Origin of the sequence: Streptomyces atriruber, from assembly GCF_001418325.1 — a bacterium.
GTDB lineage: Bacteria > Actinomycetota > Actinomycetes > Streptomycetales > Streptomycetaceae > Streptomyces > Streptomyces atriruber.
Map to the genome: position 1 here is coordinate 15354 of NZ_LIPN01000242.1, position 11876 is coordinate 27229.

Annotated in this window: 10 protein-coding genes, 3 pseudogenes and 1 riboswitch; of the genes and pseudogenes, 1 reads left to right on the forward strand and 12 read right to left on the reverse strand. The window is 71.0% G+C overall.

What is annotated here, in order from left to right; genetic code table 11:
- Positions 1–18: 18 nt before the first annotated feature.
- The 9 genes and pseudogenes from AOK03_RS24315 to AOK03_RS24350 all read right to left on the reverse strand — a co-directional run bounded on the left by AOK03_RS24315 (position 19) and on the right by AOK03_RS24350 (position 9053).
- Complete coding sequence (locus AOK03_RS24315) at positions 19–1419, reverse strand: NAD(P)/FAD-dependent oxidoreductase (protein ID WP_055567465.1); 1401 nt, start codon at positions 1417–1419, stop codon at positions 19–21.
- 407 nt (positions 1420–1826) lie between these two features.
- Positions 1827–2768, reverse strand: coding sequence for a Ppx/GppA phosphatase family protein (locus tag AOK03_RS24320; RefSeq protein WP_055567466.1), 942 nt, complete (start codon positions 2766–2768; stop codon positions 1827–1829).
- On the reverse strand, positions 2765–3298 hold the full coding sequence (locus AOK03_RS24325; protein ID WP_055567467.1) for a DUF501 domain-containing protein: 534 nt from the start codon (positions 3296–3298) through the stop codon (positions 2765–2767). The genes AOK03_RS24320 and AOK03_RS24325 overlap by 4 nt, the downstream gene beginning before the upstream one ends.
- Positions 3299–3320: 22 nt before the next feature.
- Positions 3321–3800 carry an FtsB family cell division protein gene (locus tag AOK03_RS24330; protein ID WP_055567468.1) on the reverse strand — a complete coding sequence of 160 codons (480 nt, stop codon included), beginning with the start codon at positions 3798–3800 and terminating at the stop codon, positions 3321–3323.
- Positions 3801–3899: 99 nt separating this feature from the next.
- On the reverse strand, positions 3900–5180 hold the full coding sequence (gene eno / locus AOK03_RS24335) for a phosphopyruvate hydratase (protein ID WP_107098092.1): 1281 nt from the start codon (positions 5178–5180) through the stop codon (positions 3900–3902).
- A 299-nt stretch (positions 5181–5479) separates the two neighbouring features.
- A pseudogene (locus AOK03_RS45230) lies at positions 5480–5686 on the reverse strand (LysM peptidoglycan-binding domain-containing protein); the annotation flags it as partial.
- A gap of 101 nt (positions 5687–5787) precedes the next feature.
- A pseudogene (locus tag AOK03_RS45235) lies at positions 5788–6190 on the reverse strand (transglycosylase family protein); the annotation flags it as partial.
- A gap of 4 nt (positions 6191–6194) precedes the next feature.
- Positions 6195–6396: riboswitch (cyclic di-AMP (ydaO/yuaA leader) on the reverse strand.
- Between the two features lie 194 nt (positions 6397–6590).
- Positions 6591–7640 (reverse strand): transglycosylase family protein, encoded by a 1050-nt coding sequence (locus tag AOK03_RS24345; protein WP_055567471.1) that lies wholly within the window; start codon positions 7638–7640, stop codon positions 6591–6593.
- A 138-nt stretch (positions 7641–7778) separates the two neighbouring features.
- Positions 7779–9053 carry a cytochrome P450 family protein gene (locus tag AOK03_RS24350; protein ID WP_055567472.1) on the reverse strand — a complete coding sequence of 425 codons (1275 nt, stop codon included), beginning with the start codon at positions 9051–9053 and terminating at the stop codon, positions 7779–7781.
- 50 nt (positions 9054–9103) lie between these two features.
- On the opposite strand from AOK03_RS24350, the gene AOK03_RS42735 reads away from it, so the two are divergent.
- Positions 9104–9301, forward strand: a complete 198-nt coding sequence (locus tag AOK03_RS42735) for a hypothetical protein (protein WP_157869065.1) — start codon at positions 9104–9106, stop codon at positions 9299–9301.
- A gap of 6 nt (positions 9302–9307) precedes the next feature.
- On the opposite strand, the gene AOK03_RS24355 is transcribed toward AOK03_RS42735, so the two are convergent.
- The 3 genes and pseudogenes from AOK03_RS24355 to AOK03_RS24365 form a co-directional block, all read right to left on the reverse strand.
- Positions 9308–10318, reverse strand: coding sequence for a nucleoside triphosphate pyrophosphohydrolase (locus AOK03_RS24355; protein WP_055567473.1), 1011 nt, complete (start codon positions 10316–10318; stop codon positions 9308–9310).
- Positions 10319–10378: 60 nt separating this feature from the next.
- Positions 10379–11053 (reverse strand): SurA N-terminal domain-containing protein, encoded by a 675-nt coding sequence (locus AOK03_RS24360; RefSeq protein ID WP_055567474.1) that lies wholly within the window; start codon positions 11051–11053, stop codon positions 10379–10381.
- Positions 11054–11204: 151 nt separating this feature from the next.
- A pseudogene (locus tag AOK03_RS24365) lies at positions 11205–11876 on the reverse strand (tetratricopeptide repeat protein); the annotation flags it as partial.

The following is an 11876-nucleotide window of genomic DNA, read 5'->3' on the forward strand; positions in this document are numbered from 1 at the left end:
GGAGCTCGGGGAGCAGCCTCAGGAAGCCTTGGCCTTCTCCTCGACGGGGGCGACCGTCGGCTCGGCCTTGGCGGCGGGCTTCGGGGCGGGCTTGGCCGCCTCGTAGAACTCCTCGCGCGGCGTCTCCATGGCGCCGAGCGAGACGACCTCGCGCTTGAGGAACATGCCCAGCGTCCAGTCCGCGAAGACGCGGATCTTGCGGTTGAACGTCGGCATCGCCATGCCGTGGTACGCGCGGTGCATGTACCAGGCGAGACGCCCCTTGAGCTTGATCTTCATCTTGCCCATGACGATCATCGCGACGCCCTTGTGCAGGCCGAGACCGGCGACCGCACCCTTGTTGGCGTGGCTGTACTCCTTCTGCGGGAAGCCCCGCATGCCGGAGATCACGTTGTCGCCGAGGACCTTGGCCTGACGCAGCGCGTGCTGGGCGTTCGGCGGGCACCAGGCGTTCTCGTTGCCGGCCTTGCGGCCGACCACGTCCGGCACCTGGGCGTTGTCGCCCGCGGCCCAGATGTAGTCGGTGCCCTGGACCTGGAGGGTCGTCTGGGTGTCGACGTGGCCACGGGGGCCGAGCGGCAGACCGAAGCGGGACAGCGCCGGGTTGGGCTTGACGCCCGCGGTCCACACGATGGTGTTGGAGTCGACCTCGAGGCCGTTGTTCAGGACCACGTGGCCGTCCACGCAGGAGTCCATGCCGGTCTTGAGGTAGACCTCGACACCGCGGCCTTCCAGGTGCTCCTTGCCGTACTGGCCGAGCTTCGGGCCGACCTCGGGGAGGATCTTGTCCGCGACGTCGACCAGCACGAAGCGCATGTCCTCGCGCTTCACGTTGTTGTAGTACTTGGCCGCGTCGCGGGCCATGTCCTCGACCTCGCCGATGGTCTCCGCACCAGCGAAGCCACCGCCGACGAAGACGAAGGTGAGTGCCTTGCGGCGGACCTCTTCGTCCGTCGTGGAGTCAGCCTTGTCGAGCTGCTCGAGGACGTGGTTGCGCAGGCCGATGGCCTCCTCGATGCCCTTCATGCCGATGCCCTGCTCGGCGAGACCGGGGATCGGGAAGGTGCGGGAGACCGCGCCCATCGCGATGACGAGGTAGTCGAAAGGCAGCTCGTACGCCTCGCCGACGAGCGGCGCGATCGTGGCGACCTTGCGGTCCTGGTCGATGGTGGTGACCCGGCCGGTGAGGACCTCGGCCCTCGGCAGTACGCGTCGCAGCGGTACGACGACGTGCCGAGGCGAGATGCTGCCGGCGGCGGCTTCGGGGAGGAAAGGCTGGTAGGTCATGTACGACCGGGGGTCGACGACCGTGACGGTCGCCTCTCCGAAGCGCATCTTCTTGAGGATGCGCCGAGCTGCGTACAGGCCTACGTACCCACCGCCTACTACGAGGATCCTGGGACGCTCCGTGGTGCTCATGCCATCGAGTATCCACCTGCCCGCCGAGGGTCGCTCGTGCGCCCCTTCACAAGCATGCCAAGGGCCTCTGCTACACTTCGCCGCCCACGTGACCCAGGTCATGGTGTCCGTGGGGAACCACGATGTCACGCGAGTCGTTGTGCACCCCTTGTGAGCTGCACTCCGAGGCCCCGCCCGGAGCGAACCGGGCCCCCGCGTCACACGCCCGTCACCCGCACGAAGCATCCCCGACACGGGCCCGGCCCTTCGGAATGCCCCCTTTAGGCGGCCGAACACCGAGGAACCTCGTCCATCGGGGCCGTTTTCCTTGTGAAGAACTTCACGAAGTTTTCCGACGGAGTGTCGCCGGAGGGCCGTCGGGGGGCCTTCCGACCCCCTCCCGACCGCTCAGACGCTACAGGACGCGCTCAGGCGATGGACCAGCCGATGCCGTCCAGGATGTCGTGCTCGCTGACGACGACCTCGCGGGCGCCGACCCTGTCCATGATCGCGAGCAGGACGAGGGCGCCCGACGCGATGACGTCGGCGCGGCCCGGGTGCATCACCGGGATCGCGGCGCGCTCCGCGTGCGTGGCGTGGGTCAGCCGCTCCACGATCGCGCTGACCTGCTCGTACGGAATGCGGGCGTGGTGGATCGCCTGCGAGTCGTACGCGTCGAGGCCGAGGGCGATCGCGGCGACCGTGGTGACCGAGCCCGCGAGGCCCACCAGCGTGCGGGCCTCCTTGAGCGGAACGGTCCGCTCTGCGAGGTCCAGGGCCGCCTCGATGTCCGCGCGGATCGCGTCGAGCTGCCCGGGCTCGGGCGGGTCGGTGACCGCTCCGTCGCGCACGAGGTGCCGCTCGGTCATGCGGACGCAGCCGACGTCGACCGAGCGGGCGGCCTCCACGCGGTCCGTGCCGACCACGAACTCCGTGGAGCCGCCGCCGATGTCCACGACCAGATAGGGCTTGGCCAGGTCGTCGCGGCCCGTCAGTTCCTTGGTCGCGCCGGTGAAGGAGAACTCCGCCTCCTGGTCGCCGGTGATGACCTCCGGCTCGACACCGAGGATGTCCAGGACGCCCCGGACGAAGTCGTCGCGGTTCTCGGCGTCGCGGGACGCGGACGTGGCGACGAAGCGGATGCGCTCGGCGCCGTGCTCCTTGATGACGGCGGCGTACTCGCGGCAGGCCGCGAAGGTGCGGTCAAGCGCCTCCTGGGCGAGGCGGCCCGTCCGGTCCACGCCCTGCCCCAGCCGGACGATCGTCATCCGCCGGTCGAGGTCGACCAGTTCACCGGTCTCCGGGTCGGCGTCCGCCACGAGGAGCCGGATGGAGTTCGTGCCGCAGTCGATGGCGGCGACCCGGGTCACTCGGCACCCTCGGCGGCGCACGGCGTGACGCAGGGGCCCTTCGCCCACCACTCCGGGAGCATCGCGAGGGCCTCGTCGCCCAGGGGGTTCACACCCGGGCCGGCGGCCAGCGAGTGGCCGACGAGCACGTGCAGGCACTTCACGCGGTCCGGCATGCCGCCCGCGCTCGGGAAGCCCTCCAGGACCTCGATGGCGTCACGGCGCGCGATGTAGTCCTCGTGCGCGGCGCGGTACTGCTTCGCCAGCTCCTCGTCCGTGGTGAGCCGCTCCGACATCTCCTTCATCACGCCGTTGGCCTCCAGCGTGCCGATCGCCGAGGCGGCCCGCGGGCACGTCAGGTAGTACGTCGTGGGGAAGGGCGTCCCGTCCGGGAGGCGCGGCGCCGTCTCGACGACGTCCGGCTGTCCGCAGGGGCAGCGGTGCGCGATGGCCCGCAGGCCGCGCGGCGGGCGGCCGAGCTGCTGCTTGAAGGCCTCGACGTCGGCGTCGGTGGGCTCGGTGCGCGGGGTGCTCGGCGGGGGGGTTTCCATGCCTGTCTTTCCGTGTCAGTGGTCAGTCGTCGGGGCGGTCGGCCTTGTCGACGCCGTCCCAGACGTTCGAGTACCAGGGGCGCGTCGCCGCCCCCTGGTCCGCGCGGCGGCTCTTCGCCGCCGCGGGGTCGATCACCGTGAACCCGGTCTCGCCGGGCATCACGTAGTGCAGGCGGTCCCGGACGCGCTGCTCGGCGTACGCGTCGTCCTGCCAGCGGGCCTTCTCGTCGCGCAGCCTCTCGACGTCCGCCCGCTGCTCGGCCTGCTGCCTGCGCAGGTCGTCGATCTCGGCGCGCTGCGACACGTACTGCCTCATCGGGTACGCGAGCGCGACGACCAGCGAGCAGAGCACGAGCGCGAGGAGCGCGGCGCGGCCGGTGAGCCGGGAGCGGCGCGCCTGCCGCTTGGTCTGGGAGCGGTAGACGCGCTCGGCGGTCTGCTCGCCGAGCAGCCGCAGGCGGGTCGCGGTGGAGAACCGGTCCTTGGTCCCGGCCTTGGCCATGGTTCCGCCTCCCCAGAGCTGCGCGTATACGTACGTACGTCCCCGCACACGGTACGGGACCGGATGCGGGGACGTACGTAACTACGTGGCTGCGAAAGCTCAGCCCTTGAAACGCGGGAAGGCGCTGCGGCCTGCGTAGACCGCCGCGTCGTCGAGGATCTCCTCGATGCGCAGGAGCTGGTTGTACTTGGCGACGCGCTCGGAGCGGGCCGGGGCGCCGGTCTTGATCTGGCCGCAGTTGGTGGCGACGGCCAGGTCGGCGATGGTGACGTCCTCGGTCTCGCCGGAGCGGTGCGACATCATGCACTTGAAGCCGTTGCGCTGGGCCATCTCGACGGCGTCCAGGGTCTCGGTCAGCGAACCGATCTGGTTGACCTTGACGAGCAGGGCGTTGGCCGAGTTCTCCTCGATGCCGCGGGCCAGGCGCTCCGGGTTGGTGACGAACAGGTCGTCGCCCACCAGCTGCACCTTGTCGCCGAGCTTCTCGGTGATGACGTTCCAGCCGGCCCAGTCGTCCTCGAACAGCGGGTCCTCGATGGAGACGAGCGGGTACGAGGCGACGAGCTCCTCGTAGTACTCGGTCATCTCGGCGGCCGAGCGGGACTTGCCCTCGAACTCGTACTTGCCGTCCTTGTAGAACTCGGACGCGGCGACGTCGAGGGCGAGCGCGATCTGCTCACCGGGGACGTAACCGGCCTGCTTGATGGCCTCGAGGATGAGGTCGAGCGCGGCGCGGTTGGAGTCCAGGTTCGGGGCGAAGCCGCCCTCGTCGCCGAGGCCGGTGGACAGGCCCTTGTCCTTCAGGACCTTCTTCAGCGTGTGGTAGACCTCGGTGCCCCAGCGCAGGGCCTCGGAGAAGGACTCCGCGCCGATCGGGGCGATCATGAATTCCTGGATGTCGACGTTCGAGTCGGCGTGCGACCCGCCGTTCAGGATGTTCATCATCGGGACGGGCAGCAGGTGGGCGTTCGGGCCGCCGAGGTAGCGGAACAGCGGCAGGTCGCTGGCCTCGGAGGCGGCGTGCGCGACGGCGAGCGAGACGCCGAGGATGGCGTTGGCGCCGAGCGAGCCCTTGTTGTCGGTGGCGTCCAGGTCGAACATGGCCTGGTCGATCAGGCGCTGCTCGGTGGCGTCGTAGCCGACGAGCTCCGGGCCGATCTGCTCGATGACGGCGAGGACGGCCTTCTCGACACCCTTGCCCTGGTAACGGTTGGGGTCACCGTCACGGAGTTCGATGGCCTCGAAGGCACCGGTGGAGGCACCGGACGGAACGGCGGCACGACCGGTGCTGCCGTCGTCGAGGCCGACCTCGACCTCGACCGTGGGGTTGCCTCGGGAGTCCAGGATTTCCCGGGCTACGACGACGTCGATGGACGGCACGAGCATCTCCTTCTGGGATGTGACGCATTTACGCGGGCCGCTTCGGCCCTGCGTCTCCTGAGCCTAACCGGCTCCGGGCCTTCGGCCAGCCGACCGCCCGTCCCCTGGGACGGACAAGGGCCCGAATACCCAGGAAACCGGGCGTAAGGCCACGTTTTCTACTCGCTAGTAGCGAACAAGAGGGGGCGGACATGGCCCCGCCCCGGTGCGTACGGGGGATACGCGCACCGGGGCGGGGAGCCCGTGGGGACGGGGGTACGGCCGTGCGTCCGCCGAGGCACGGCCGCGACCGGATCGGGTCAGCTCAGGTGGAGCTGCTGACCCGGGTAGATCATGTCGGCGTTGTCGATGATGTCGCCGTTGAGCTTGTAGACCTTGTGCCAGCCGCCCTTGACGTGCTCGGCCTCAGCAATCTTGGACAGCGTGTCGCCCGACTTGACCTTGTACTCGCCGTCGCCCTTCTTGACCGTCTTACCGGTCGGGGTCTCGACGGTCTTCTTCTTGGTCTCGGTCTGGGGCGTGGGCTGCGGCTTCGGCGTGGCCTGCTGCTGCGGGGCGGCCTGCTGCTGCGTCTGCTGCGGCTGCGGCTTGGCCTGCTGCTGCGGGGCCTGCTCCTGCGAGCCGCCGCTGCTGGGCGAGGCGCCCGAGAGGCCGACGCCACAGCTCGGCCAGGCACCCTTGCCCTGGCCCGCGAGGACCTTCTCGGCTATCTCGATCTGCTGGGCCTTGGAGGCCTTGTCGGCGGTCGGCGCGTACTTCGTGCCGCCGTACGAGGCCCACGTGGAGGCGGAGAACTGCACGCCGCCGTAGTAGCCGTTACCGGTGTTGATGGACCAGTTGCCGCCGGACTCGCACTGGGCGACGGCGTCCCACTCGGACGTGGTGGCGGCGTTGGCCGAACCGGCCGCCATCAGCGGGGCGGCGACGGCCGCACCGGTCACGCCGACGAGCGTGGCGACACGGGTGGCCTTGGACGGGCGACGGTGCTTGCCCTTGCCGGAAAGCAGCATGAGTTGATCCCCTCACCGACGCCTGCGAGGTGAGCTGTCGGGTTCGGGCCGATGTGGTTGCCCGGCCGCGCTCCTTGAGCGCGGCTTCACCCCTAGCCGTTTCCGTCCGTCTCCCGGCCTCCCTGCCTCTCGGCTGGTGGCCGCTCAACGGGCGGGCCCGGCGCAAACCTTGGGTCCCCCGCTCCTGCCGACGGCGCTCGAAGCGACGACTGTTCCCGTCCGGCCGTTGGCAGGATTCGGCGTACCGACCGGCGGGGCCCACCAGTGGCGAGCGGTGACGACCGTAGACACGCGATCGCCGGAATTTCAAAGACGATCAGGGCTTCTGAGACCCATCTCTCACTCGCGCCAAACCGGACATACGGCGCGAAGCCCCCGCCCGACTCTTCGTCAACTTCCGTTACTTTTCGCCCAGATCGAGGCTCTGACCGGGGAGGATGAGGTCCGGGTCGTCCCCGACGGTCTTCTTGTTCTCGCTGTAGAGCTCGTGCCATCCGCCGTCGACGCCGAGGTCGTCCGCGATGACCGAGAGGCTGTCCCCGGAGCGCACCGTGTACGCCCCGTCGGCGATCCCGCCGGAGCGGTCCTCGCCGCGCGAGGCGTGCCGTCCGGAGCGGCCGTCCGCACCCTCGCTCTCGTCCGCGCGGTCGCCGCGGTGGCGGCCGGAGGTGTCACCGGAGCCGTCCGCCTCGTCGGCGGGATCGGTCGACTTCTCGGGCGTGGGCGAAGTGGCCTCCTCGTCGCCCGACTTGCCGGAGTCGTCCTTGCCGTCGGCTTCGCCCTTGCCGCCCTTGTCGCCCTTTTCGTCGGACTCGTCGTGATTCTTGTCTCGGGCGTCGTCGTCGGAACCGGACGCGTCGCTCGCGTCGTCGGAGGGCTTCTCCGGGTCCTCGGACGGGTCGGCGGAGTCCGAGGGCTCGTCGGCCTTCTCGTCCTTGTCCTTGCCCTCGTCGGCCTTGTCGGAGTCCTTGCCGGAATCCTTGTCGCCCTTGGCGTCGCCGGAGTCCGTCGAGCCGGACGAGTCGGACGGCTCCGGCGTGACCGGAGCTCCCGGGTCCACGTCGGCCGCGGCGCCGTCCTGCGTGAGGCCTGCGATCGGGGCGCAGCTCGGCCAGGCAGCGGTGCCCTGGTCGTCGAGGATCTCCTCCGCGACGGCGATCTGCTGCGAACGGCTCGCCTGGTCGGCGCTCGGCGCGTAGTCCAGGCCGCCGTACGCCTCCCAGTTCTCCTGGGAGAGCTGGAGCCCTCCGTAGTAGCCGCTGCCGGGGTTGGCGCTCCACGCGCCGCCGCTCTCGCACTCGGCGAGCTTCTCCCACGTCGTGGTGTCCGCGGCGCTCGCGCTCGTGGCGCCGAGCAGTGGGATGGCGATGGCTGATCCGGTGACTCCTGCCGCGACGATGATGGCCGGGGCCTGGCGGGGGCGTCGGTGACGACCAGAGCCGGAGAGCATGCGGGTGCCTTTCACGAGACTGCAGCGACGACTTGGGCGCCCGGGGCGCTCAAGTCGTCGTGAACGTAGTCGCAGTCGAACGCTTGTCACAAGTCGATGCAGCGGAGATCACGTGAACATCACAGTCGTGACGGGGCGTCAGTCGGACACCGTTGTCTGTGCGGTCGTGAACTTCACGGGCAGCGTGCGCAGTCCCCGCATGATCAGGCCGCCACGCCACCGCAAATCATCCGGTTCCGCCGCGAGTTGCAGGTCGGGAAGGCGCCGCAGCAGCGTCGCGAGGGCCGTCTGACCCTCCAGACGGGCGAGCGGAGCACCCAGGCAGTAGTGGATTCCGTGCCCGTATCCGAGGTGCTGGTTGTCGCGCCGGGAGAGGTCGAGGGTGTCGGGCTCCTCGAACCGGGCGGGGTCGCGGTCGGCGGCGGCGAGCACGACGAGGACGGGGTCGCCGGCGGCGATGTCCTGCCCGCCGATGCGGAGCGCCTCCGTCGCGAACCGCCAGGTGGCGAGCTCGACGGGCCCGTCGTAGCGGAGCAGCTCCTCGACACCGGTCTCCAGGAGCCCGGTGTCGCCCTCCGCCAGCGCCCGCTGCAGCCGCGCGCGCTGCTCGGGGTGGGTGAGGAGCGCGTACAGCCCGTTGCCGATCAGGTTGACCGTGGTCTCGAACCCGGCGAAGAGCAGGATGAAGGCCATGGCGGCGGCCTCGTTCTCCGTGAGGTGCTCGCCGTGGTCGGAGGCCTTGATGAGGCCGGAGATGAGGTCGTCGCCCGGCTCCAGGCGTTTGCGGTGGATCAGCTCGGCGAGATAGCCGCGCATCTTCTTCACCGACCGGGCCACGCCGCCCCTCGGGCCTCCCCCGTGCCGGATCATCATGCCCGCCCAGTCGCGGAAGTCGTCCTGGTCCTCCCGGGGGACGCCGAGCAGGTCGCAGATGGCGTAGATGGGGAGGGGGAAGGCGAACTCGTGGATGAGGTCGGCGCTGCCCTCCGCCACGAAACCATCGATGAGCTGGTCCGTCAGCTCCTGCACCCGGGGCGCGAATGCGGCGACGCGGCGGGGCGTGAAGGCCTTGGAGACGAGGCGGCGCAGGCGGGTGTGGTCCGGCGGGTCGATGTTGAGCAGATGCGTCATGAGGTTGGCGCTGCGCTCGCCCGGGATCCCGGTCTTGCTCTTCGCGTGCGCGGGCTCGTCGTGATGGGCCGGGTTCTTGCTGAGCCGCTGGTCGGCGAGGGCCTGCTTGGCGTCGGCGTACCGGGTGACCAGCCATGCCTCGACTCCGCTGGGCAGCCGCTGCTTGCGCACGGGGTCGTTCTCGCGGAGCCAGGCGTACGCGGGGTAGGGGTCGGAGGCGAACTCCCACGTGAAGAGTTCTGGCCCCTGGGCCTTGGGCGGGGGCGGCTGCTGGTCGTGCATGGGTCGACGGTATCCGGCGGGGGGTGGGCGGGGCGTCTGTGCGGTGCCGGGTGCGGGTGCCTCGTGGCTGGTCGCGCGCACGCGGCACAGCCGCAAAACGACACAGCCCCGCGCCCCTGGGGCCGCTGGGACCCCTGGAGCCGCTGGAACCGCTGGAACCGCTGGAGCCCCTGGAGCCCCTGGAACCGCTGGAGCCGCTGGAGCCGCTGGAGCCGCTGGAGCCGCTGGAGCCGCTGGGGGGACGCTAGCGGGCCCTACTCCCCCGTGCCCTCCGCCACGAGGATCGCGTCGCGGTATGCGCGGGACGCCGACCTCAGCGCTGCCTCCGGGTCCACGCCGTCCGCCTCGGCACGCAGGGCCAGGGTGAGGAGTTCGTAGCCGATGCCCTCTCCCTTCGGGGGCGGGACCGGGAGGCCCGCCGTGCGGGCGCGGGAGGAGAGCTTTGCCGCCAGGGCGAGGGCGGGCTGGCCCAGGGGGATGCCCTCCGTGACCGATGTGCGCCGCTTCTCCTCCGCCTTCGTGCGGAGCCAGTGCTCCCGGACGTCCTCGGGGGTCTGCGCCGAGTCGTCGCCGAACACGTGCGGGTGGCGGTGGATCAGCTTCTCGACGATGCCTCCCGCGACGTCGTCGATGGAGAACGCCTCGCCACCGCTCTCGCCGGAGGCCTCCTCCGCGATCCTCGCGTGGAAGACGACCTGGAGCAGCACGTCGCCGAGCTCCTCGCGCAGCTCCTCCTGCTCGCCCTCCTCGATCGCCTCGACCAGTTCGTACGCCTCCTCGATCGCGTACTTCGCCAGGCCCTTGTGGGTCTGCTGCGACGACCAGGGGCATTCCTCGCGGATCTGGTCCATCACCTGGACCAGGTCGAGCAGGCGCGCGCCCGGCAGGTCGTACGAAGCGGGGAGGAGCTCCAGGTCCGGCATGGCGACGCGGCCCGAGCCCGCGAGCCGGGCCAGGCCGTCGGTGAGCGGGCGGTCGCCCTCGGCGGTGGCGACGACCAGGACCGTGCGGCCGCCCGCGCAGGCGTCGACCACTTCCCGTGCGGTGGGGGCGGCCTGCTCGACCCGGACGCCCGCCTCCCGCAGATACGGGAGCTGTGGATGCGTGGCGTCGGCGCACAGCACCTCGTCGGCGTCGTGCAGCGCCTGCCAGGCGGGCCAGGACAGGAGGCCGGGCGCGACCCGGTGGCTGGTGGTCAGCAGGATGACGCGGCCGACGTGCTCGTCGGCGGAGTCGGCCGGGGGCGGGGTCTCGGTCTGGTTCACCCGTCGAACGTAACCCAGCCCACTGACAGCGCCCGGCCCCGCGGCGCCCTTCCGGCCCCGCTACGCGGGCTGTTCCGCCGCCCCGGACCCGGCCCCGGCCTCGGTGACCTGGCGCACCCACGGCGTCTTGGCGTCCGCGCGCTTGTTCTTGTCGACGTCCCACGTGCCGTACCGCGGGTTCAGGTCGATGTCGAGCTTCTTCGACGCGGCCGACAGGGCCTTCCAGAAGACCGCCTGGCCCTGCGGCGAGTTCATGTCCGCGTCGAGCTTCGCCGACAGCTTCTGCGCCTCGATCTCCGTGCGCAGGCTGTCCTCCAGGCGGGCCGGGGCGACGTTGTACTGCTGCAGCCAGCCCTGCTCCAGGGCCTTCTTGCCGCCCGCCTGCTGCTCCAGGCCGGACCGCATGGTCTGGATGTCGCGGCGCGTGACGCTCACCCCGGCATCGGAGGCCGCGCGGTGCAGGACCTTGTCCAGGACCATCGTGTGCAGCGTGCTGCGGGTGAGGCCGCCGGACTTGGCGATGGCCTGCGAGTACTGCGCGTCGTCGGGGATGGCCGACCGCTGCGCGTCCCGCACCTCGTTCACCCGGCCCTCCAACTGCGCGACCGTGATGCGGTCGCCGCCGACGACGGCCGCGGCGCCTGGGTGCGCCTCGCTGCCGCAGGCGGTCAGCAGGGGGGCCGCGGCGATCGCGGCCGCGGAGAGGATGAGCGCTGTGCGACGACGGCGGTGCAAGTGAGCCTCCCGTTGGAGATTGTGCGGCGGTGCACAAAGTCTTGCGGTGATCGATGTTAGGCAGTGGCCGTCTTCTCGGCCAGCCATTCGACACCTATTCGCCCAACGATTTCCCGGGAGTTGGGGCACCCTTTCCCCCGCCGTACGGGCGTCAGCCGCGCACTTGTCCGAGCCACTGCAGCGTGCGGCGGACCTCCGCGGGGAACGGGTGCCCCGGCCCGTGCAGCAGCTCCGCGTCGTGCAGCAGCCGCGCCAGTGTGTCGTGGGCGGCGGTCCGGTCGCCGAGGGCGAGGAGCAGATGGCCGATGCGGCGGCGGATCTCCAGGGACTGACGGCGGTCGTCCGTCGCGTAGTGGTTCTCGTAATAGGGGAGCAGCGAGCGGTACTCGGCGAGCGCGGCCGCCGGTTCGCCGAGCTGCTCCAGGCACTGCGCCGCCTCGTACCGGAACTGGAGCGAGTGCGGGTCCGCCTGACCGGACTCGGCGGCGCGCTCGTCGGCCAGGCGCCGCAGCTCGGGCAGGGCGCGGCGGTACTGGCCGTCGTCCATGAGCGTGGCGGCGTACTGCTTGCGCAGGGTGCGGACGACCGGCGAGTGCTCGCCGTGCTTGGCGGCGGCGGCCGGGAGGATCGCGCCGAGGATGTCCACGGCCTGCGTGATGCGGCCCTCGCCGAGGAGCCGCTTGACGTCCTCGACGGCCCGGGCGACGTCGTGCTGGGGCGGTGCTCCTGTCGTGCCGGGTGCCCATGTCGGCTGCGGCGGCAGGTCGGGGGCGGGCGCGGGCGTGGCCGCGCGGTCCGGCCACGGCGCGTGCGGCCGCAGGAA